Below are 22,086 nucleotides of genomic sequence, written 5' to 3'. Positions count from 1 at the left end.
CTTCAGTGGGTTTGTTCAGGCGGCGGGGCCAGCGATCAGCTCGCCGGCTTCTTGGGCAACGGGAGAGGCTTGGGCTCCGAGGCCCATGACCGTGTAAGCGGCTGCTGCTGTTGCAGCGTGCACCGCCGGGAGCAGGTCCGCGCCTGCTGCCAGTTTTGCCGCGAGGGTGCCGACAAATGCGTCGCCGGCCCCGGTCGTGTCCACGACACTTTTTACGGCCATCGCGGTAACGATGTCCGTGCCGTCTTTGCGGGCGACGATGCTTCCCCGTTCGCCCAAGGTGATAATGCAGATGCAGTCGTACTTGCGGGCAATTGACTGGGCGACGTCCGCCGGATCCTGCAGCGGCGGTTCCTTCTCGACCAGGTTCGCGGCTTCACCTTCGTTCACGACGATGAGCGTCGAGCTTCGCAGCGCATGCTCGTGAAGCTGCCGGAAGGGCGCCAAGTTCAGAATCACCACGGCGCCGCGGGACTGCCCGGTCTCGAGCGCTGCCTCGATGGTCTTTTGCGAAAGTTCACACTGGACCACCAGGACGTCCCCTGCCGCCAGATCCTGCAGCCGGTTTGAGACGTAATTGGCCGTCAGGTCGCCATTGGCTCCGAGATCAACGACAATGCAGTTGTCGCCGGCCTCGTCCACCAGCACGATTGCCCGTCCGCTGGGTTTGGAACTTTGCGCAAAGGAAGCAACCGCCACACCCTCGCTCTCAAGCGCGCTCCGCAGCTCCTCGGACGCAGCATCCGACCCGAACGAACCAACAAACTCCGTCCGGACACCGGCACGGGACGCCGCAACAGCCTGGTTGGCTCCCTTGCCCCCGGGAGCCACGCGGCTGGAGGTCGCGAGCAGCGTTTCGCCGGGCTGCGGAATCGCCGGGACCGACAGAACGATGTCCTGGTTCACCGAACCAACCACTACAACCTTCTGCTGGGGCCCGATGGACATCTGCGCTCCGTTCCTTTGTAGTCAACTCGTGTTGAATGAATCAATATCAACACGTGTTGAGTCGGAGCGCAAGAGTTTTTTGAAGAAGAGTTTTAGTGACCGCAGGATTCCCGGAGCGCCAGTTCGAAGCTGACGTTGTTCACACGGCGCACAGGCTCGGCGTCCGTGGCGAGGACGCTTCGGATGGCGTCCATGGCGATCTGGGGGGTCGGCGGCACGATCGAGGTCAAGGACGGGACGGTGAACCGGGCCAGATCCGTCCCCTCCGAGGTGATGACGGCGACGTCGGCGGGGATGTCGAGACCGAGATCCCTGGCGGCGCGGACAAATCCCGACGCTTGGGCGTCGGATTCTATAAGGAGGGCCGAGGGCCGGTCAGTTGGCTTCAGGAGGCGCAGGGCCGCATCGTAACCGCCCGCCCTCGTGATGGGGGCAGTAGTGATCCATGAATCGTTCAGTGCCAGCCCCGCATCCCGCAGCGCCGTGGACCAGCCAGCCAGCCGGCGCTCCGAAACCGCGAGCGGCCCGCTGCCGAGAAAACCGATCCTGGTGTGTCCGTCCTCAATGAGGTGCGAGGTCGCGGCCCTGGCGCTTTGCACCGCGAATTCGGGCCTGTCGATTACGACAACCGGCGTCCCGAGGCGTTCGAGGACCGAAAAGTCCCGGTTCGGGTTCACGCTCATCAGGATGATGCCGTCGACACGGCGCTCGGCGAGGCTCTCAAGCTGGACATCTTCGCGCGCAACGTCAAACTCTGACGTGGCGATCAGCAGTTGGTATCCCAATTCGAACGCGCGGGCGTTCATCTCCTTCGTGATCTCGGCATAATACGGCAGACCGATATCCGGAAGCACGAGGCCGAGCGAGTTCGTCTTTCCCGTTTTCAGGTATCTGGCGACGCCATCGCGCCGGTACCCCAGTTCCTCGATGGCTGCTTCAATACGGGCCCTGGCATCATCGGAAACCGGGCGTGGCCCATCATTGAGAACGTAGGAAACCAGGCCGGGGGATACTCCGGCCCTGCGGGCCACATCATTGCGGGTTACAGCCATACCCCGACCTTATGGCATCGACGGATATCAGGAAGCGACGGCTCGGATGTGCTGCTGGGGCTGGTGGCTGGCCAAGCGCGAGCTGATCCCAAAATTCGTTGCGAGGGTCATTTGCTGCCGGGTCGCGTTAGCTGGGGGTGGTCACCCTCTCGCAAAGACGTCGCGGGACTCTTTGATGCGGTTTTCGGCGAATTCGATGCCGAAGCCGGGGAGTGTCGGCAGCGCGAAAGATCCTCCTTGTGGAGCGGGGGCGTCGGTCTCGAAGTAATGCCGTTCGGGCTCGTGGTGGAAGAGGTATTCGACGCGCGGGCAGACCTCGGGCGACTGGCTGGCCACGACATGCAGGGCTGCGCGGATGCCGTGGCCGTGCGGGATCACGGGGATACCGAAGGTTTCCGCCATGGCGCACATCCGGACGAGGTCGGTGGTGCCGCCGCACCATTCCGGATCGACCTGGAGGGCGCCGAGCAGTCCGCGCTGGAGGAACGGCAGGATATCGTGGCGGTCGTAGAGGTGCTCGCCGGTAGCGAGCGGGACGGTGGTTGATGCCTGGAGCTGGGCGAAGGACTCTACGGCGCCGGCGGGGAACGGTTCTTCGAGCCAGTCGGGTCGCAGGTGCTCCACACGCGCGCACCAGCGGCGGGCATACGCGAGGTCCCAGCTCATGAAGGCGTCGAACATCAGCGCGGAGCGGTCCCCGACCGTGGCGCGGGTCCGCTCTACGAGGGCGACGTTTCGTTCCATTCCGTCGGCGCCCTGTGCAGGCCCGTCGGCGAAGAACCATTTCTGGGCGGTGTAGCCCTCGTCGAGGAGCTGCGCGGCTGTTTCCTCGACCTCGCCCTCGCCATGGAAGGTTCCGAGCGTGCTGGCATAGGCCGGGATTCGGGTGCGGCCGGAACCTCCGAGCAGTCGCCAGACCGGCAGTCCGAGCAGCCGCCCCTTGAGGTCCCACAGCGCGTTGTCTACCGCGCTGATGGCGATTTTGCGGTTGCCGTGGCGGGAGTGCCGGTTTGCCCTTTGCAGCATGTCCCAGATGAAGGTGTTCGCCAGCGCGTCGAGGCCGAGGAGGGAGACTGCCATGCTCTCTTCAAGTGGGGCGACGGCCTCCTGGTCGATCGGTCCGTATCGGCCTGTGATGCCGGCGGTGGTGCCGATCTCGAGATACAGGCACGCCTTGCGCCGCGGACCTGCCGGCAGCCGCCATCCCTCCGCAGGGTGGTACTGCTCGTAGACGCTGATGGCCCTGGATTGCGGGGGGAACCCCCGGTTCGATGAATCTTCGGGAATCAGGGCGGAGACCTCGATCATACGGACGGAGGATATCTTTGCTTCGATCATGGACGGGCCTTTCGAAACGCAGCAATGTCATACGCCATTGCTTGTCCTTTGTGGTTTTTAGAGGTCAATTCCGATGTACTTTTCTTCGAGGAATTCCAGGATCCCTTCCGAGCTGCCTTCCCTGCCCAGGCCGCTTTGCTTCATTCCGCCGAAAGGGGCTGCGGGGTCGCTGAGAACGGCGCGGTTGACGGCGATCATGCCGGCGTCGAGGCGTTGGGCGACGGCGAGTGCCTGGGCGGTCTCGCCGTAGACGTAGGCGATGAGGCCGTAGATGGTGTCATTTGCCATCCTGACGGCTTCGTCGACGTCGGCGTATTCGATGACGGCGGTGACCGGGCCGAAAATTTCCTGCCGGGCGATCGGGCTGTCGTGCGTGACGCCGGTCAGTACGGTCGGGGAGTAGAAGGCACCATCCTCGGAGGACTCGCCGCCGGTGATGACCGTGGCTCCGAAGTCGACGGCGGCGCTGACCAGTTCCGCGACCTTGTCGCGTTCCTGCACGGAGACCAGGGCTCCGAGTTGGTTGCTTCGGTCCAGGCCCGGGCCGACCCGCCATTCCGAGAGTTCCGCACGCATGCGCTCGGCGAAGTCGGCGGCGAGGGAGGAATGGACGTAGAAGCGGTTGGCGGCGGTGCATGCGGAGCCGCCGTTGCGCATCTTGGCGATCAGTGCCCCTTCGATGGCGGCGTCGAGGTCGGCGCCGGGCAGGATGAGGAACGGCGCGTTGCCGCCCAGTTCCATAGAGGCACTGACCACGTTGTCCGCGGCTTCGTGCAGCAGGACGCGGCCGACTTCCGTGGAGCCGGTGAAGCTGATCTTCCGGACGTCGGGGTGGTGCAGGATGCGTGCGACGGCGGGCCCGGTAGGGACGGGGGTGACCAGGTTGACGACACCGTCCGGGACGCCGGCGCGTTGGAGGGCGTCGACGACGAACGCCGCAGTGAGGGGTGTCTCCCGGGCGGGTTTGAGGATCACCGTGCATCCGGCGGCGAGGGCAGGGGCGATCTTCCGGGTGGCCATGGCGGCCGGGAAGTTCCATGGTGTGATCAGTAGTGCGACGCCGATCGGCTGGTGGGTCACCACGATGTGCTTGTCCCCGCTGGGGGAAAGCCGGAAGTCGCCACGGACCCGGACGGCCTCTTCGGCGAACCATCTGAAGAACTCGATGGCGTAGTTCGCCTCGCCGAGGGCGTCCGCGTAGGATTTGCCGTTTTCGAGCACGATGGTCTCGGCTAGCTTTTCCTTCTCGTCCGTGAGGATCTCAAACGCGCGCCGGAGGATTTCGCCGCGTTCGCGTGGAGGGGTTGCCGACCAGGACGGCAGGGCTGCGGCGGCGGCTTCGACGGCGGCGTCGCAGTCGGCTTCGTCCGCGATGGCGAACGAGGCGAGCATCTCTCCTGTGGCCGGGTCCATGACGGGGAACCTACCCTCGCTGCTGCCCTCGGTCCAGCGCCCTGCGATAAATAGATCGGAAATGTGGCTCATTTTTGGGTCTCTCCTTCGTTGAGTCCGCCGGTGGTGATGGGCGCGAGGGCCTCGCGGTCGCCGTCGAACGCTGCCCGCACGATCCGTGCGACGGTTTCTTCCGTGGGTTCGAGACTGGAATTCGCGACCAAGCGCCGGACGGTGAGGGACAGTTCGATGATGTGGGGGAGTTGCGCCTCTTTGACGCCCATGCTTGCCAGGTCTCGCGGGAGGCCGATATCGGCCATGATCGAGGCGACTTCTTCGACGGCCGCCTGCGCGGCCTCTTCTGTTGACCCTGAACCGGGTCCGACGCCGAGTGCCCCGGCAATCTCAGCCAGGTGTCCGGCGTCGCTTGCCAGGATTGCCTGCATGACGTAAGGCAGGAGCATCCCCGTCCCGAGCCCGTGCGGCGTATGGGTCAGCGCGCCGACCGGATATTGGATGGCGTGGGACAAGTGTGTACCGGCGGTGCCGAAAGCCATTCCGGCCAGCAGGCTCGCGTAGGCCATCTGAGTGCGCGCCTCGAAATCTTCGCCATTGTGGACGGCCCGCCGCAGGGAGCGACCGATGAGGGCAATTGCCTCAAGGGCGAGGGTGGAGCTAAGCAGGTTACGGCCAACGAAGACCGGCAGTTGTTCATTCCACGTGGGTGTGCGCTTCTGGGCTGTGAAGGCTTCGATGGCGTGCACCAGCGCATCGGCGCCGGCACTGGCGGTCACGGAAGCCGGTGCGCCGACCATAAGCCGGGGATCAACGACGGCGGCCCGCGGGATCAGGTAGGGGCTGGAAATACCGACTTTGAGTTCCCGGTCCGGGTCGGCCAGGACGGCGACGGGTGTGACTTCGCTTCCGGTTCCAGAGGTTGTGGGAACCGCGACGAGGGGCAGCACAGGTCCGGGGACGAGGTTCTCGCCGTAGAAGCGGTTGAGCGGAGTGCCGTGTGCCAGGCCAAGTGCGATGAGTTTCGCGAGGTCCAGTGCGCTGCCGCCGCCGAATCCGATGATGACATCCGGGCTCGCCGTGCGTGCCCGTTCTATGGCTTCTTCCACCACCTTTACGGGCAGTTCGGGGACCACGTGGGAGTCGACCGTATAGACGATTCCGGCGTCGTCCAGTCCCTGCAGGAGTTCGGCGAAGGGCTCGCTTGAGGCCAGGAACGGATCACACACCACGAGGGCACGGCTGCCGAGGGCGGCTACCGTCGTGGGGATTCCGGCCCGGGATCCGTCGCCGAAGGCGATAGAGTCCGGTAGCCGCAGCAAGCCGAATGAATCGGCAATTTCAGCCATGGATATTCCTTTTCGAGTATTTGAGGGCCAGCGCCCAGACTTCTTCGTCAACTGGAACACCGTTGACTTCGTGGTTTTGCCGCGTGCGCCGGGCGCGGTCGCCGGGGATATCGACTGGGCCGGCAACCCCGCTTCCACGCACAATGTCCAGGTACTTGGTCAAGGCAGGGAGCATTCCGAGCAGTCCGAGTCGTTCCAGGCTCATGCAGATCAGCAGATCGCCCTTGGTGGCCGGGTAGTCGGTGTCAAGGGTGCCGACGACGTCGGTGCCGAACGCCGTCGTCGTGAGCGTTCCGACCAAAGCCTCCAACGCTATTCCGAGCGCGTATCCCTTGGGCCCGCCGAAGGGCGAAAGCGCTCCTCCTTGGACCGCCGCGGCAGCGTCACTGGTCGGATTTCCGAGGAAATCAACTGCCCAGCCGGGCGGCAGCCCACGGCCCGTGGCCGCGTAGTCCAGGATCTTTCCCATCGAGACCGAAGCAGTGGACATGTCCAACACAAGCGGTTCGCCGGCTGTGGGAACCCCGATCCCGATCGGGTTGGTGCCTACCGTTGCGCCGCGTCCGCCCCAGGCATGAACCAGCGCCTCACTGGTGGTCAGCAGCAAAGCTACCTGGCCGCGGCGCGCAATCGACTCAACATAGGGTGCGAGCATCCCGATATGGCTTGAATTGGAGATAGCGGCCATCGCGATCCCGGTCTCATTCGCCCTCGAAACGACCTCCTCGATGGCCTTGTAGGCCACAACCGGGCCGAAACCCCGGTTGCCGTCGACGCGCAACACGCTCGGCGCGATCCAATCGAGCCGTGGTTGGGCGTTCGCTTCGATCAGTCCCTTCCGCATGCGGCCGACCAGCACGGCAAGCCTGCGGATGCCGTGCGAGGCATGCCCCCGCATCTGGCCCTCGACCAGGCTCGCTGCCTGCACCGCGGCGTTTTCCTTCGACGCTCCATGGACCACGAGCGCACGGGAAATAACGTCCTGCATTTCTTCGCTGCCGATAACGGTGACGTCTGGCGCGCTTTCCTTGGAGCTTGTTTTCACTTGTCCCTCCTCTGTATAACTCGTTAGATCATCTACTCAGGAAAGGGAGCCCTCCATGCTCCGTCCCGCAGAACAGGACGCTGGTTCCGCGTCCTCCTTGTCCCGGGGCCTCGCCCTGCTTGATTCGTTCACTTCCCCGGATCAGGTCCTTAGCATTAGCGAACTTGCCAGGCGTTCGGGCGTCCCCAAGTCAACAACCCACCGCCTGGTCCTGGATTTGATCGCTTGGGGAGCCCTTGAACGAGGGCCTGGCGGGATTAGCCTGGGTGTGCGGTTATTTGAACTTGGTTCCTTGGTTCCGTCGTCCAACACGCTCCGCGAACTGGCTCTGCCCTTCGCCCACAACCTCAACGAAGTCACCAAGCTCACGAGCAACATCGCGATCCGCGAAGGCAGCGAAGTGCTCTACATCGAGAAGATCACCACCCGGACACTCAAGGTTCCCCATTCGCGTGTCGGCGGCCGGGCACGGATGCATGCGACTGCACTCGGGAAGGCGATTCTGGCCTTCAGCGATCCCGATTTCGTGGACTCTGTCCTCAGCGGGCCGCTCCTGCAGCAGACCGAGAAGACTATAACGGACCCCACCGCTTTGCGCAGCGAACTTTCCCGGGTCCGCCAGGAGCGCGTGGCATACGACGTCGAAGAATCCCGCCTCGGTCTTTTCTGCGTGAGTGCTCCGGTGTTCACGGGTCAGGGCGGGCCCGTCGCAGGTGCCATCTCCGTGACCGGAGCCACCGAACTCGCCATCGCAAAGCGCTACGCCCCCGCCGTGCTGGCAACCGCCATGGCCCTCAGCAGTGCAATCGGCAGCGCCAAGAGGCCCCGCCAGCGCAGCGTCTCCTGACCGGCGTTGCTTCGGGGACGCTGCCGTGGGCGCGTATATAAGGCGTGATCGCTGCTAGTCACAGAACCGATCCGTCCAGCGGGACGGGAGAGTGTTGCCGTCCCATCATGCGGGAAGGGATCTGCCGCCTCAGCGCTGAAGGGCGTATCCAGATACATAACGCCCCGAATGTGGGCCACAACACAAAGGAGTGAGCGTGACTGAGACACGCAGTACAGCGTCCGCCGCCACGATCCCGCAGACACCGGAGCTTTCGGCAGCGGAGAAGCGCGCGACAATTCGAAAAGTGATCTGGCGCCTGATCCCGATTCTGGCATTCGCCTACTTTTTCAACTCGCTCGAAAAGACGAACATCGGACTTGCAGCGCTGCAGATGAACAAAGCTCTCGGCCTGACGACGGCCGCGTTCGGTCTCGCCTCCGGCCTGCTCTTCGTCGGCTACGCCGTGTTCGAAGTCCCAAGCAACCTCATGCAATACAAAGTCGGTGCGCGCAAATGGCTTGCCCGCATCATGATCACCTGGGGCCTTGTCGCGGCGGCGACCGGATTCGTCAACAGCGAAGCTTCGCTTTACATCCTCCGGATCCTCCTGGGCGTGGCCGAAGCCGGCTTCTACCCGGGTGTGATCCTTTACTTCACGCTATGGATTCCGCGTCAGTACCGCGGCACCATGCTGTCCCTCTTCGTGCTCGGTGGAACCCTGGCCGGCGTCATCGGATCGCCGCTCACCGGTCTGCTCCTGACACCGAAGACCTACTTCGGCATCGAGTCCTGGCGGGCGATGTTCGTCCTTGAAGGCATCCCGGCGGTCCTTATCGGTGTCCTGTGCTTCTTTGTCCTGAGGGACCGTCCGGCGGATGCGAAGTGGCTGAGCCCCCGTGAGAGGAACTGGCTCGAAACATCGATCGATGCCGAGAACGCTCTGGTTGTTTCCAAGCACTCCGGTCTGGGCATCTTCCGGGCCCTGGCCGATATCCGCGTCCTGGTTCTCTCGGTCATCTACTTCTGCCTGAAGTTCGGCCAATACGCACTCTCGTTCTTCCTCCCGCTCATGGTCGTGGCCTTCCAGGCGCAGGCCGGAACGAAAATGGACACCTTTCAGGTGAGCCTCATGGTCGCCATTCCCACAGCCGTCGCAGTCCTGCCGGCGATTTTCTGGGCACGGCACTCCGACAAGAAGGGTGAACGGTACTGGCATGCGACCATCCCAGCGATTGTCGGCGCGGCGGGCATCATCGTATCGGCGGCCCTGCATCAGCCGATTCTCATCATGATCGCGCTGTGTGTCTCAACCATTGGCCTGACCGCTCAAAGCGCACCGTTCTACCAGATTCCCGGCTACTTCCTCACCGGAGCCGCCGCCGCGACCGCCTTCGGCCTGATCAACTCCCTCGGCAACCTTGGCGGATTCGTCGCCCCGACCGTCTTCGGCGCACTCAAGGACGCGACCGGCAACTACACCATCCCGAGCTACCTCATGGGCGGCATTTTGATCCTGGCCGCGGTGCTCACGGGATTCCTTCCACGGATGTTCAAGTCGCTGGACCCGAAAAGCCTGCCCGCAAACGCAATCAGCGAGTAAGCACCCCCACCCCAGGCAGCAACAAGCGGAAGAACAACATGCAACTCATGCGAATCGGGCCCGTCGGCTCCGAAAAACCAGTGGTCCGCGTGGACGACCAACATTACATCGACGTTTCGGACGCGTTCCGTGACTTCGACGAAGAGTTCTTTGCCGGCAACGGGATTGAACGCCTACGCTCAATCGTCGCCCAGCGCGCCGACGAGGCGATGCCCTTCCAGGGAGAGCGCATTGGTGCCCCCATCGCGAGGCCCCACCAGATCCTCTGCATCGGCCTGAACTACAGCGACCATGCCGCCGAAGCCGGCCTGACCATTCCGAGCGAGCCGATCCTCTTCACGAAGTCCCCAAATACGCTCGTCGGGCCCAACGATGACGTCCGCATTCCCCGAGGATCCACCAAACTGGATTGGGAAGTGGAACTGGGCATCGTGATCGGAAAACGGACCAGTTACCTGGAGTCCGCCGAGGAAGCCAAGGAGGCCATCGCCGGGTACGTCCTGGTCAACGACATCAGCGAACGGGCTTTCCAAATGGAGCGCTCAGGGCAGTGGAGCAAAGGCAAGTCGGCAGAAACCTTCAACCCCGCAGGTCCCTGGCTCATCACAGCGGACGCCGTCCCGGACGTCCGAAAACTAGGAATGCGGCTCGACGTCAACAACACGCGGCGACAAACTGGTTCGACCTCGACCATGGTGTTCGACCCGTATTACATCGTTCACCACCTCAGCCAGTTCATGGTCCTGGAACCTGGTGACCTCATCAACAGCGGCACCCCGTCCGGAGTCGGCATGGGTTTCACGCCGCAGGTGTGGCTACAGCCCGGGGACGTCATGCAGCTTGAGATCGACGGGCTGGGGACCCAGCGCCAGGCAGTGATTGCCGCGCGTTAGCGGGCCCTCGGAGGCCGGTCCACCCAGGAAAGGTCCTGCTCATCCCTCAGGGTGACCGGGCCTGTACCCGAAAGACCGCCGGACAGGTAGCCGACGTCAAACGGCTCGCCCCCGATGACGGACCTTCTTTCAAGGTTTGGGAACAGCTGCCGGTCCGGCACGGTGGCCGAGGGGTGGTGCGCGCAGAATTGCCGTACCACCCCTCAGTCGGGGCTGGAGCACGTCCAGCCAGGAATCACTGGATGACAGCACGAAGTGAACTCGAAGGATGAGTCGACCGTGCGAGACAGGAAAGCCAATGTAGGCGTTCGCGGCTAAACCAACTCAAAGCCGCGGAAGACTGAAACAATCACCAGGAAGGACATCGACATGTTCAACCATACCGATCGCATCGACATCCAAGTCAAAAGCCGGAACACCCTCGACGATCAACTCGCAGCCGCTGTCCAGGACTTGCAGGAGACTGCCCTGCGGGAAAGGACGCGCGGGATCCTCATAACCCGCCACCAGCCAGGCCGCTACACGGCCGAACTTTCCGATCAAGTTCCCTATGGAATGACCCGCGAGCTCCGTCGCTGACTCCAATCAAGTCCGTACCCAAACCGGCTGGCCCCCTGAGGTTCGATGCCCGTGCCCCGGCGGCCAAAGACTCCGGAAGGATCAGCGGCAATCACCACCGGCCCAGGCGCTACGACAAACGGCTCCTCCGGGTCTTCTACCTTCCTCGCTCTCCGCGCTGAAGTCCTGCGCAGCTTCGCGTGGCTATTACGACCGGAAACGGCTTGAGGGAAAGACCCATGTCCGAGCCATGCTTTCCCTTCCCGACGCCGCCTCAATGTGCTCTGGGCAATGCTCCGCGACGGCACTACCTATACTCCTGCCGCGGCGGTTCAGACTGCCCCGGTGGCAGCTTGACGGGCAGTCGTCCCCCCCGGCCTCGGGCGTCCAACCGAGTTCCTGTCACAATTCAAGGCGAAGTCCGGTAAACCTCGAGCCCATTTCTCTTCCGTGCGCGACCGGGAGGATGGACACTACCTTCAGGGGGTGTCATCGGCGAACAGGTGAGGCCAGGGCTGTCATGAATCCTTTGATCACATGGGCTGCGCCGCAGGACAGCAGTCCGTTGACAGCCCCGGTCGGGCCCATGCAAGCCAGGGTCCTTCCCGAACTCATGCCGGTGTATCCGCACAATTATGCGGAGGGCTCCGCGCACCTGCACAGCGGAAGCCGCGCAGGGATCGCGGGCCTTTTCGACGGCGTCCTTGGCTTCCCTGTAGCCGAAGTATCCTTGGTTACCGCCACCCCGGACGGGCGCTCACTGCTGCCATCATCACCACTGACACGAGCCTTCGGGGCGAAAATCGACGGCATTCACCGCCGAGCGATTCACCAACCCCGGCGATCCCCGCCAGGGACTGGACGACGAACTCCTGCACCCCCGAGGGCACCGGACCCGTCGCCTCCGGGCACCCACACAACAAAAACCGGAATAGGACACGCCGATCATGGCCCAGCTCAAGACCACCCTGGAAGTCACGGTCTCAAACGCGGCAGCGATGGAGACTGAACTCGCCGCAGCCATCGAAGCGGTCCGACAGGCAGCCCTCACCGAACGCCGCTGCGGCATCCTGATCACCCGACACGGGGCAGGAAAATACACGGTGGGCCTCAGCGAGGACGTGCCGTTCGGCCTGACCTGGGAACGGGACGCTGGATAAACGCACCTGAGTTGCCGGCCCCCGTGTTTGCCAGGAAGCGCCGCGCTTCTGACAAAGGAATTCGTGGCCAGCATCAAAGAACACGGCGTGCTCGTCCCCGTAGTCGCCCATCGGACCGGGGACGGAAATGTGCATGTGCTGATGGGACAGCGCCGCACGCTCGGAGCGCTCGAAGCAGGACGGAACCGGATCCCCGTGCACATCGTGGATAACCCCGAAGAAGCGGACCGGCTGGCAACACAGGTGGTCGAGAACGACCACCGGAGCGCACTCACGGACGCTGACCGCGCCGAAGCGTTCCACCAGATGTCACTGCTCGGAGTCAGCGCCAGCGTCATCGCCCGCAAAATGGGAGCCAAGAAGGCCCTCGTGGACACCGCACTGAAAGTGAAGTCCAACTCGACCGCAGCCCAAGCACTCGAACAAGGGCTGACGCTGGAACAGTCAGCCGTGATCGAGGAATTCGCGGACGCACCAGAGGCCGCGGCCGCGCTGGAACGACTCGCCATGGAGAACCCCGGCGGCTTTGCCCACCAAGCCCAGCGCCTCCGCGACGAGCGCCGCAACGCCGCCCGGATCGCCGAAGCGACAGCCGAGGCCCAAGCCAAGGGCCTGACCGTGCTGCAGGAAGACCCGGGCTACTACGACTACAAGGGAGCAGCCGCCGCGATCTCCAAACTGACCACCGCCGACGGCGTGCCGCTCACCGACGAGGACGCGGACGCCGTTTACCTCGGCACCGGCTACAGCGGCCTATACACGAGATTCGCGGTGGCGGACTGGAAGGCCCGGGGTTTGCGCAAGGAAGGGAAGGCCCCCGCCGGAGGCATGACCGAGGAAGAGAAGGCCGCGCGCCGGGAGGTCATCGAGAACAACAAGGCCATGGACTCGGCCGAGGTGGTACGCCGCGACTTCGTCAAAGCCCTGCTCTCCCGCAAGGCACTTCCCAAGAACGCCCACAGGTTCATCGCCCACCATCGCCCACGCCAACTACATCCTGGGCAAGGCCCTGAACAAGACCGCCCTGACAGCGGAACTGCTGGGCACCGGCGATGGCCACGGCGAGTTCAAGGCCTACGTGGACAAGCCCTCCACCAAACCCGAAACGGTCACCCTCGCCACCATGATCACCGCCTACGAAGGGAACATCGACCACACCAGCTGGCGGAACCACCACAGCGATACCCGCTACTACCTCACCGAACTCACGGCGTGGGGATACGAACCCAGCGACGTGGAGAAAATCATCCTCACCGACCCCGACACCCCCACCGGGGAAAACACCGGCGCCGACGAACCCGACGCGGCCTAACCCTCTTTGCCGGGCGGAACTCCCGCCCGGCAAAGCCCCGCCCACTCACCACGAACACGGCAGGAACCTGAAATGCCGGGGCGGTCCGCCGCGCCGGGGGGAACCACGGCAGCCACTCACCAGCGGCGGACCGCCATCAACGCCACACACCTCAAGCCGGCCGGGAGCCGCGCCACCAGGAACACCGTCGTCCCGGGAACGTTGCGGCAGGCACCGGCATGACAAACGATTTCAGCCTGGCTGAACCCATGGATTTCCTTTTTCCGAGGGAGAACAGAATGAGCCGTCGCACCCGCGCCGGCTCATTCTCCTTCTAGGCCGGGCAGATGGCCGGGGAACTGCACAGCTGCAGGGTCCAGCTCCGGGCGCACCCTCACCAGGCGCACGGCGTGCCGGAACGCACGCCCGGACCAGGCGACGTCGGCCGAGACCTCCACGACCAGCGGCTCCACGAGAGTCAGATGGACCGTGCCGCTTTCCTTGGTGAACCTGTCCAGCACACCGCCGCTGATTTCCTCTGGCCACGGATGGTCCCCCCGCGGCGGGTGCAGATACCGGGCCAGGTCCCGGCCTGCCCGGGCCGACAGGGCAGTGGAGCGGCCGACAATCCGCAGCTTGCCGCGCATCGGCAGGCCCACGACCGCCGTCTCCGGCCGGGCCATAGGTCCGACGACGCCCGCGCAGACCACATCGGTGACGTTCCGGGCCTTGACCTTCAGCCAGATCCTCCGGGGCTCATAGGCCTGAGCCCCGGCCTTCGCCAGAACCCCCTCGACCCCTGTTGCCGGCATTTCCTTGAACCAGGTTTCCGCCACCGCACGGTCCCTGGTCACCGGTGACAGGTTCAACGGCGGAACCCAATGCCTGGCCAGCTCCTCCAGCAGTGCGCGCCGGTCCGTGAAGGGCAGCCCACGGGTATCGTGCCCGGCCACGGCCAGGACGTCGAAGGCCACGAACGAGGCAGGATGATCCCGCACCAGCGCGGGCAGCGCCGCCCTGGCCGTCACCAGGCGCAGCTGCAGCCCGTCGAAATCCAGCCGGTCCCCGGACCACAGGACCAGCTCGCCATCGACAACGCAACCAGGCGGGACCTGCTCAGCCACGGCCGCCAAGACCTCCGGGAAGTACCGTCCCAGGTCCTTGTTTTGCCGCGAAAACAACCACACCCCATCCGCGCCGACCAGACAAACCGCGCGGAAGCCGTCAAACTTCATCTCGTACACGGAGCCGCCGGGCAGCGCAGTCTCGTGCGGGATCGACTCCACGGCCTTCGCCAGGGCGAGAGCCACAGGAGGACGCAGCGCTACCCTCAAACATTGTGGGCACAGCGTAGTCCCGGCACGGCACCACTGGTAGCGGCGTTCCGCCGCAGGAAGCATGGCCATGGACGACGTGAATCGATGGACAACGGGGGGCGGGGGCAGAACGTCACCGGAGGTGCGGGCCGGCATTTACCGAAGGCTCTATTCCGAGGACCAGGCCGGTGGCGGCTATCCGCCGGGTGTCACTTTCAGAAGCTGACTGCGCAAACCTTCCCGTGGTTTCGGGGGTTGTGCAGATGACTTGTGAACACTGGCCGGTCGGTACTCCTCTGCACTAAGGTCGCTTCTGTTCGGTACTCCTGTTCCCAAAGGAGGCAGGCATGGACGCCGATCCGGTTCGCATTGTGGCGCGGGGAGAGCTGACGATGTCGGATGCCGCATGGGAACAGGCCCGAAGCCGGGCTTCTGTGATCGGGGCGTTGGCGTCGCGGGGCTCAACAGGGACTGCCGCCGCTGACAGGGCAGCTCTGGAGCTCGGTGTTTCCCGCAGACGGGTGTACGTGCTTCTGGACAGGTACCGTCAGGGTTCAGGTCTCGTCACTGATCTTGCGGTTCGCCGTTCCACTGGCGGCAAGGGTGGGAACCGTCTGCCTGAGCCTGTTGAGGACATCATTCGGGACTTGATCCGCAAGCGGTTCCTCACACGCCAGAGGTGGAGCGTGGCGGCGCTCCACCGCGAGATCGCCCGTACTTGTGCGGTGCGGGGATTGAAGGCTCCGACCAGGAACACGGTGTCCCGGCGCATCGCGATGCTGAACCCGGTTGAGGTCGGCCGCCGCAGGGAAGGCGCGGACGCGGTGAGGCCGTTGCAGTCCGCCGGCGGCGATGTGCCCGTGATCGGTTCAATCCTGGAGCAGGTGCAGATCGATCACACGGTCATTGACGTGGTCATCGTGGATGAGCGCGAACGTCGATCGATCGGCCGCCCGTATCTGACTGTTGCGATCGATGTGTACAGCCGGACGCTCATTGGCATGGTCGTCACGTTGGAACCACCGTCGGCCGTGTCCGTGGGATTGTGCCTTGCCCACGCCTCCGGTGACAAACGGCCCTGGCTCGAACGCCTCGGTGTGGAGGTGGATTGGCCGATGAGCGGCAAGCCGAAATCGTTGTACCTGGATAACGCGGCGGAGTTCAAGAGCGAGGCGTTGCGGCGCGGCTGCGAGCAGCACGGCATCCGTCTGGCCTACCGACCGCAAGGGCAACCACATTATGGCGGCATTGTTGAACGCGTGATCGGCACAACGATGCGCCAGATCCACGAGCTGCCTGGAACAACTTTCTCCAACCCGGCAGAGCGTGGCCGGTATGACTCGGAGAAGATGGCCGCACTGACTTTGCCTGAGCTGGAGAAGTGGCTGGTGCTTGCGGTTGCTAGCTACCACGGCAGCGTACATGGCGCCTTGGGGCAGACGCCGGGCGGTAAGTGGGCCGCCGGGGTGGCTGCTACTGGCATGCCTGCGGTCACCGCTAACCAGACATCGTTCCTTGTGGATTTCCTCCCGGTCATCCGCCGCACGCTGTCCCGCACCGGTTTCGTCATCGACCATGTCCACTACTTCGCGAACGCTTTGAAACCCTGGATCGGCCGGCGAGACAGATTGGGTCGGTTCATCATCAGACGGGATCCACGGGACATCAGCAGGGTGTGGGTCTTGGAACCGGAGGGGCATCACTACGTGGAAATTCCGTACAGGTCGATCTCCAACCCCTCCATCAGTCTGTGGGAACACAGGCAAGCCCTGACCCGATTACGCGCACGTGGCGCTGCCCAAGTGGACGAGGCCGTGTTGTTCCGGATGATCGAGCAAATGCGCCAGGTCAGCGAGACTGCCGTGAAAACGACCAAGCGCGTCCGGAGGGAAACAGAACGCCGCAAGCACGCCAAGGACCCGAGCCGCCTGGGCACCCGAACTTCAAAAGTTCCACCGCCAGATGCGCCAACGGACGTGGACCCGGGAGAGGTTTCCGTTCAACCCTTTGAACAAATTGAGGAATGGTGACCGTGGAAGACAGCCGGCCGCAGGATCTGACGCATCTGCACCCTGTAGCGCGGGAACTGGCAAAGCTGCCAGCTGAAGAGCGACTACACCGCATTCGTGCCGACCGGTGGATCGGCTACCCAAAGGCCATGGACGCAGTCGAGCGCCTGGGGGTGCTCTTTCGCTGGCCGAGGAAACAGCGTATGCCCAATCTCTTGCTGGTCGGACCGACGAACAACGGAAAGTCCATGATCGTCGAACGGTTCCGCAGGACACATCCGTCAGTGACAGGACCAGACGGCGAAAACATTCCGGTCGTGTGCATGCAGATGCCCTCGGAACCATCGGAGCTTCGGTTTTATACGGCCATACTGTCCGCGATCGGTGCACCGTTCCGTCCACATCTGCGTCTCCCTGAGGCTGAACGATTGGCGCTCTCCCTCCTGCGTGCGGTGGGAGTCCAGATGCTGGTGATCGACGAGTTCCACAACGTTCTGGCCGGACGTGGTGAGAAACGGCGCGAGTTTCTGAATCTGCTCCGGTTCCTTGGCAACGATCTCCGCATTCCCCTCGTCGGAGTCGGCACGAGGGAGGCATACCTTGCTGTGAGATCTGATGACCAGCTCGAGAACAGATTCGAACCGTTCATCCTGCCGCTCTGGGAAGTAGGCGATGAATGCAGGTCGCTGTTGGCCAGCTTCGCCGCCTCGTTCCCTCTGCACTCACGATCCTTGATCGACACCGAGGATATGGCGCGTTACCTGCTTGCCCGCAGCGAGGGCACCATCGGAGAACTAGCCCGCCTTTTGACTGCCGCCGCGGTCGCCGCAGTTGAGAGCGGGGAAGAGAGGATCAACCACCGGACGCTGGCAATGGCTGACTACATCGGCCCCAGCGAACGGCGCAAAGTGTTCGAGAAACAACTGCTGTGATTGCTTCGCGCCGCTGGCCGGTCCATCCCGCACCGCTGCCCGGCGAGGCACTCTCGTCATGGTTGCGGCGAATCGCCGATCGCTATGGTGCCAGCCTTGAGGTTCTCGCGTCGGCGTTGGGCCATGCACGGTGCGGGCCGGAAGAATTGGACACGTTCCCGCCCGCCGGGTTCGCTCGCGAGCTGGCGCGACGAACAGGTGTCGACGTGCACCGGATCCGGCGAATGAGCTTCAGCGGCTGGACACCCTGGCTCATTGAGCAGATGGAACCGGACCCCGAGGCATTTACCAGCTATACCCGACAGTTTTCCGTGCTGCTGCCGGCAGGAAGGCTGCGGGCGCGGGAGATCCCAGCGTGGCGGGCATGGCTTCCCTCGCGGCCGGCGTTGCGGGCCTGCCCGCAGTGCATTGCGATGTCAACACCGCCGTACCCGTACCAGCTGTTGTGGTTGCTTTCACTGACGCTGAGCTGCCCTTTCCATGGGTGCCTCCTCGAACCGCGCCAGAAGGCTGCCACCTATTTCTCGGACTGGGAGCGCAAACCGCCAACACCGAGGCCTGCCGACTCCAAGGTCCTGGCCATGGACGACAGAACCTGGCACGCCATGACGACCGGATCGGTCTACCTGCCCCGACGGCAGGTTCACGCCGGAATCTGGTTTCGCCTGATCCGGACGATCATCGACGAACTGGGAGCAACCCTGACGGAGTATCGGACCGCAAGGCGCATGATTATGCGCATCTGGCAAGAAGCGGGCTATCCCTTCCGGGCAGGGCCGCTGAGTTGGCGCCCGTACGAAGATTATCCACTCGCGGTGCAACTCCACACCCTGGAAGCGACCGCGACCGCCATCCATTTCCTCGAAAGTAGAGCCCTCATGGGCCTGGGGCCGGACGCAGCCTTCTTCCTTCCTGGTCCGTCGACACCGAGAGGGGAGCTTTAGGCCGAGCCCGTGACGCGGTTAGGTTGCGAGTTCCCGCGACCGTCTGTAGAACGTTGCCCGGGACATCCCGAGATCCCTGGCAACTTGCGCAGCGGGCTCGCCGTCTTTGACCAGACGGAGAGCGTTTCGAATCTGGCTGTCTGTGATCCGGCGCGGCCGACCGCCGAGGTCCTTCCCAGCTTCCCGCCGTTTGCTGATCGAATCATTGACGCGTTCACGTTTGATCTCGTGCTCCATTTGCGCGAGAGCGGCCATGACCGTGAACAGCATCGACCCCATGGGTGTTGCGGTGTCGACGTCTCCACCGCCGAGGTTCAAGACGCGCAGGCCTGCGCCTTTAGCGCGGAGTTCGTCGGCGAAGGCGAGCATGTTCTGGGTGGACCGCCCGAGCCGATCCAGCGTCGTGATGACCAAGGTGTCGCCGTCGATCAGCGCGCCGAGCGCCCGATCAAGCTCCGGTCGGGAGGCACGTGCCCCGGACACCCCGTGATCCACGTAGAGGTCATCGCGTCGGACGCCGGCGGCCAGAAGATCAGCCTGCTGCCGGTCCGTGGACTGCTGTCGGGTCGAAACACGTGCGTAGCCGATCAGTTTCGTCATGGCGGATCTCGATGTGTCTCGTAACTAATGGTGGATACACCGATTCAACCAGAAGGTTTCGATACATAGTTACGAGAATCTCTGCGTCCGGGCGAACTCCTGCGATTCCACGAAATTCAGGTACGGCCGCCAGGACGGTTCGTCTGTTCCAAGGAGACGTCTCGTATCCCAAGGGTTCCAAGACACCGTGATGGACGGCTCTATGACGGGCGGCCGTACAAAGTCCCGTTATGGGGCTCAATGCTGAACCAACTAAATGCGTGCCGCGTATCTGCCGACCGGCTAGAGAGAGCCGTGTCGGCGAGGGATGAGTGCCACACGCTAATCGACAACGTCGGCTGTGACGCACCTTACGGCGCAAGCTCAGGGTCCGGTCCGGAACTGCTCGTGGTTAATGAGCAGCGTTGCCACCGATAAAGGGACGCTCGCCACGACAACCCAGATAACAAGCAGCACAATTTCGATCCAGATTAAATCCCCTGTCCGCATTGGACCTGAGCCAAAGACGTAGTAGAGGACGACAGCGATCGACGGTGCATAACCGACCACAGATCGAAATACGAGCATTGCTGAAACGAATGGGGAGGCCAGACCGAGCCTCACGGTTGCAGTCGACTGCATCTTTTCCCACTGAAGCACTCCACTTGATGCAACATCTTGGTTGATCACCTCGAGTATCTGCGGCCGCAGATCGCGGTACACATAGACGGCGACGAGCCGAATCCGAAACTGCTCGTTAATGGCATCTAGAGGAAGCCAAAGTAAAAAGATAGCCACGCCGAGGGCCAAGCTCGGCAGGTACGCCTGGAGCCCTGTCGACAGAAGTTCGCCAAATCGATCGGCCGCTGCGACTGCGAGAAGCACCGTAATCAGCGATGTGAAATGACTGAGATAGGAGCGTTGCTCGTGATCTGTTCGCTGTCGGATCTCATTGTTCCGGTCAGCCAGGTCTGCCAGAAGCGTCGCCAGCAAACCTGCATGATCGGCGACTGCGCGCTGTCGTTGGGGCCACATGCCTAAAGCTTGCCGTACAACTGGACTGTGCACCTGCATCCTGGCCTGCATAGTTTAGCCGGGGACTGCCCCCCAGTTTCCCGAAGACCTTCTCCGTTCTCACCGGGTCGCCTTCTCTACCACTCTTGGAGAGCAGAGATAAGGGACGCCATAGGCTTGGCGAGGATTGCGGGCGGGTCCTAAGGAATCATCGAAGGACCGCATGCCGGCCTGCTCGAAGGAAATCATCTATCTGTCGAACTGACCCGGGCCAGGGACCGGCTAACGGTCCGTCACTTTTCATGGCTTGAACCGCAAAACCCGGTCGGTTCGAGATTCGGTTCTAAACGGTGGGCATTCTGGGCAGCGTCGTGCGCCCCCTACGGCGAGCCGCCAGAATTAATCGCTTCCGATACGCGGCATTGTCGGGTCAAAGATAGAGGAGCACCTAGAGTAATTAGGTACTCTCGCTAGAACCCATTTATCGCGAAGCAGGTCGGGCATGGCAATCGGTCGCTATCGCGCTGACCTCGACTTCGGCGAGAACACGGCCACGGCGGAAAGTGCATATCGACGACGAACTGGCTGGAAATACAACGGGGGAAAAATGAGCCTGACTGAAATTAGGGTTACTGCGAAATACTGCTTTGGCAGCAGTCCGATGGTGCTCGCCAACCTCGCCAAGGTCAACTTCATTCACGCGCCCAACGGCTCAGGCAAGACGACCATCTCGAACGCGCTGTCCCGGCAGCCGCTCGATCCAGATTCACGTTCGCACTGGCAGGTTGCGGCAACTGCGACGTCCATTCGCGTGTTCAACGAGGCGTACCGGTCGACGGTGCTCAACGAGTACGTCGACGGTATTTTCACAATTGGTTCAGAGTCGGGTGCTGCGAATTCCAGAATCTCCCTCTTGGATCAGGAGCGCGACGTTCGTCGCGCCGATCGAGATGCATGGATTGAGAAAATCGGCTCTGACGATGATCGCCTTACAGCGAGTGGATTGCTCGGCGAGATTGAGAGTGAGCGTCTTGCCGCCAGCCAGGCCGTCTTCGAGAGACACAAGGACGTACCCGAGGCAGTCCGCGAGACCGTCTTCAAGGGCTTCCGGGGAAGCAGGGAGAAGTTTTTCAAGGAGGCCCAATCTCGATATAAGCCCGAGCTAATCGCCGAGAAGGACCTGACATGGGACACACTCGAGGCTCGCAACTCTTCGCTGACCGGCGAGCTTCATCGGCGCTCCCCGCTACACGGCACCTCTGTGAATTTCCTCCTCTCCGAGGAGCAGATCGCGCAACTCCGTGTGGACGACGTCACGACGGGAACCGGGGACCTCGCCGCTCTGATCCAACACCTCGGGAACGGGGACTGGGTCAGTCAAGGTCGCCAGCATCTTCAGAACACAAATAGCAAATGCCCGTTTTGCCAGGAAGATCTTCCAGAAGGATTTGGAGCCAGGCTTACTGCTTACTTCGCGGCGGGGTACGATGCGGCACTCTCCCTCGCAACGAGCATCACAACACAGGTGGAGGCGCGCTCCAAGACCCTCCGCGAGGAGCTCGCCAGCCTCAAAGCAGCCGTCGATGCTGACTCTGCGATCGATGCAGAGCGCTTGATTGATGCGATCGATGCTATTCAAACCGCCGCCGAACTCATCTTGTCCAAAGTGAGTGATAAGCGTCGTCACCCCACAAACCGAATAGATGTTGTCGATATCGCACCACTGGTTAGTCATCTGGACGAATTGATCGAGGATGCGAACGCGGATATCACTCGACACAATAAACTGATCGATGACTCGAGCACGGAGTTGCAGAAACAG

The 22,086-nt window shown here is 63.0% G+C and carries 20 protein-coding genes and 1 pseudogene; 12 read left to right on the top strand and 9 right to left on the bottom strand.

Annotated elements, in window-relative coordinates:
* Positions 1-15: 15 nt before the first annotated feature.
* The 6 genes from KNN17_RS19660 to KNN17_RS19635 form a co-directional block, all read right to left on the bottom strand.
* Complete coding sequence (locus KNN17_RS19660; RefSeq protein WP_241710555.1) at positions 16-948, bottom strand: ribokinase; 933 nt, start codon at positions 946-948, stop codon at positions 16-18.
* Between the two features lie 92 nt (positions 949-1,040).
* Positions 1,041-2,000 (bottom strand): LacI family DNA-binding transcriptional regulator, encoded by a 960-nt coding sequence (locus tag KNN17_RS19655; RefSeq protein WP_241710554.1) that lies wholly within the window; start codon positions 1,998-2,000, stop codon positions 1,041-1,043.
* A 141-nt stretch (positions 2,001-2,141) separates the two neighbouring features.
* Complete coding sequence (locus KNN17_RS19650; RefSeq protein ID WP_241710553.1) at positions 2,142-3,338, bottom strand: enolase C-terminal domain-like protein; 1,197 nt, start codon at positions 3,336-3,338, stop codon at positions 2,142-2,144.
* 57 nt (positions 3,339-3,395) lie between these two features.
* Complete coding sequence (locus tag KNN17_RS19645) at positions 3,396-4,823, bottom strand: NAD-dependent succinate-semialdehyde dehydrogenase (RefSeq protein ID WP_241710552.1); 1,428 nt, start codon at positions 4,821-4,823, stop codon at positions 3,396-3,398.
* Positions 4,820-6,094 carry an iron-containing alcohol dehydrogenase gene (locus KNN17_RS19640; protein ID WP_241710551.1) on the bottom strand — a complete coding sequence of 425 codons (1,275 nt, stop codon included), beginning with the start codon at positions 6,092-6,094 and terminating at the stop codon, positions 4,820-4,822. Before KNN17_RS19640 ends, KNN17_RS19645 begins: the two co-directional genes overlap by 4 nt.
* A complete protein-coding gene (locus tag KNN17_RS19635) occupies positions 6,087-7,139 on the bottom strand; it encodes an Ldh family oxidoreductase (RefSeq protein WP_241710550.1) in 1,053 nt (350 codons plus the stop codon). The genes KNN17_RS19640 and KNN17_RS19635 overlap by 8 nt, the downstream gene beginning before the upstream one ends.
* A 55-nt stretch (positions 7,140-7,194) precedes the next feature.
* Between KNN17_RS19635 and KNN17_RS19630 the strand changes: the two genes are divergently transcribed.
* The 8 genes and pseudogenes from KNN17_RS19630 (at position 7,195) to KNN17_RS19595 (ending at position 13,713) form a co-directional block, all read left to right on the top strand.
* Positions 7,195-7,986: an IclR family transcriptional regulator gene (locus KNN17_RS19630; protein ID WP_241710549.1), complete on the top strand. Its 792-nt coding sequence runs from the start codon at positions 7,195-7,197 to the stop codon at positions 7,984-7,986.
* A gap of 196 nt (positions 7,987-8,182) precedes the next feature.
* Positions 8,183-9,568 (top strand): MFS transporter, encoded by a 1,386-nt coding sequence (locus KNN17_RS19625; RefSeq protein WP_241710548.1) that lies wholly within the window; start codon positions 8,183-8,185, stop codon positions 9,566-9,568.
* A 38-nt stretch (positions 9,569-9,606) separates the two neighbouring features.
* A complete protein-coding gene (locus KNN17_RS19620) occupies positions 9,607-10,461 on the top strand; it encodes a fumarylacetoacetate hydrolase family protein (RefSeq protein ID WP_241710547.1) in 855 nt (284 codons plus the stop codon).
* 369 nt (positions 10,462-10,830) lie between these two features.
* Positions 10,831-11,040: a hypothetical protein gene (locus KNN17_RS19615; protein ID WP_241710546.1), complete on the top strand. Its 210-nt coding sequence runs from the start codon at positions 10,831-10,833 to the stop codon at positions 11,038-11,040.
* A 53-nt stretch (positions 11,041-11,093) separates the two neighbouring features.
* A pseudogene (locus tag KNN17_RS19610) lies at positions 11,094-11,376 on the top strand (IS110 family transposase); the annotation flags it as partial.
* Between the two features lie 590 nt (positions 11,377-11,966).
* Positions 11,967-12,179: a hypothetical protein gene (locus KNN17_RS19605; protein ID WP_241710545.1), complete on the top strand. Its 213-nt coding sequence runs from the start codon at positions 11,967-11,969 to the stop codon at positions 12,177-12,179.
* Positions 12,180-12,242: 63 nt separating this feature from the next.
* Positions 12,243-13,562: a ParB/RepB/Spo0J family partition protein gene (locus KNN17_RS19600; protein WP_241710544.1), complete on the top strand. Its 1,320-nt coding sequence runs from the start codon at positions 12,243-12,245 to the stop codon at positions 13,560-13,562.
* Between the two features lies 1 nt (position 13,563).
* On the top strand, positions 13,564-13,713 hold the full coding sequence (locus tag KNN17_RS19595; RefSeq protein ID WP_241710543.1) for a hypothetical protein: 150 nt from the start codon (positions 13,564-13,566) through the stop codon (positions 13,711-13,713).
* An 80-nt stretch (positions 13,714-13,793) separates the two neighbouring features.
* On the opposite strand, the gene KNN17_RS19590 is transcribed toward KNN17_RS19595, so the two are convergent.
* Positions 13,794-14,780: an ATP-dependent DNA ligase gene (locus KNN17_RS19590; protein ID WP_241710542.1), complete on the bottom strand. Its 987-nt coding sequence runs from the start codon at positions 14,778-14,780 to the stop codon at positions 13,794-13,796.
* A gap of 353 nt (positions 14,781-15,133) precedes the next feature.
* Between KNN17_RS19590 and KNN17_RS19585 the strand changes: the two genes are divergently transcribed.
* From KNN17_RS19585 to KNN17_RS19575, 3 genes are read left to right on the top strand one after another with little or no spacing between them, the layout of a single operon-like run.
* Positions 15,134-16,816 (top strand): Mu transposase C-terminal domain-containing protein, encoded by a 1,683-nt coding sequence (locus tag KNN17_RS19585; protein ID WP_241710541.1) that lies wholly within the window; start codon positions 15,134-15,136, stop codon positions 16,814-16,816.
* On the top strand, positions 16,810-17,727 hold the full coding sequence (locus KNN17_RS19580; RefSeq protein WP_241710540.1) for a TniB family NTP-binding protein: 918 nt from the start codon (positions 16,810-16,812) through the stop codon (positions 17,725-17,727). Before KNN17_RS19585 ends, KNN17_RS19580 begins: the two co-directional genes overlap by 7 nt.
* A complete protein-coding gene (locus tag KNN17_RS19575) occupies positions 17,724-18,671 on the top strand; it encodes a TniQ family protein (RefSeq protein ID WP_241710539.1) in 948 nt (315 codons plus the stop codon). The genes KNN17_RS19580 and KNN17_RS19575 overlap by 4 nt, the downstream gene beginning before the upstream one ends.
* A gap of 18 nt (positions 18,672-18,689) precedes the next feature.
* Here KNN17_RS19575 and KNN17_RS19570 read toward each other — a convergent pair whose 3' ends face one another.
* Together KNN17_RS19570 and KNN17_RS19565 are read right to left on the bottom strand one after the other, a co-directional pair.
* Complete coding sequence (locus KNN17_RS19570) at positions 18,690-19,271, bottom strand: recombinase family protein (protein WP_241710538.1); 582 nt, start codon at positions 19,269-19,271, stop codon at positions 18,690-18,692.
* Positions 19,272-19,634: 363 nt separating this feature from the next.
* On the bottom strand, positions 19,635-20,285 hold the full coding sequence (locus KNN17_RS19565) for a hypothetical protein (RefSeq protein WP_241710537.1): 651 nt from the start codon (positions 20,283-20,285) through the stop codon (positions 19,635-19,637).
* A gap of 481 nt (positions 20,286-20,766) precedes the next feature.
* On the opposite strand from KNN17_RS19565, the gene KNN17_RS19560 reads away from it, so the two are divergent.
* Positions 20,767-22,086 (top strand): AAA family ATPase (locus KNN17_RS19560; protein WP_241710536.1); only part of this gene is annotated, 1,320 nt, incomplete at its 3' end.

It is taken from the genome of Arthrobacter bambusae, from assembly GCF_022606295.1.
In the GTDB taxonomy this organism is placed as follows: domain Bacteria; phylum Actinomycetota; class Actinomycetes; order Actinomycetales; family Micrococcaceae; genus Arthrobacter; species Arthrobacter bambusae_A.
This window is presented reverse-complemented; position numbering and strand designations above follow the sequence as displayed.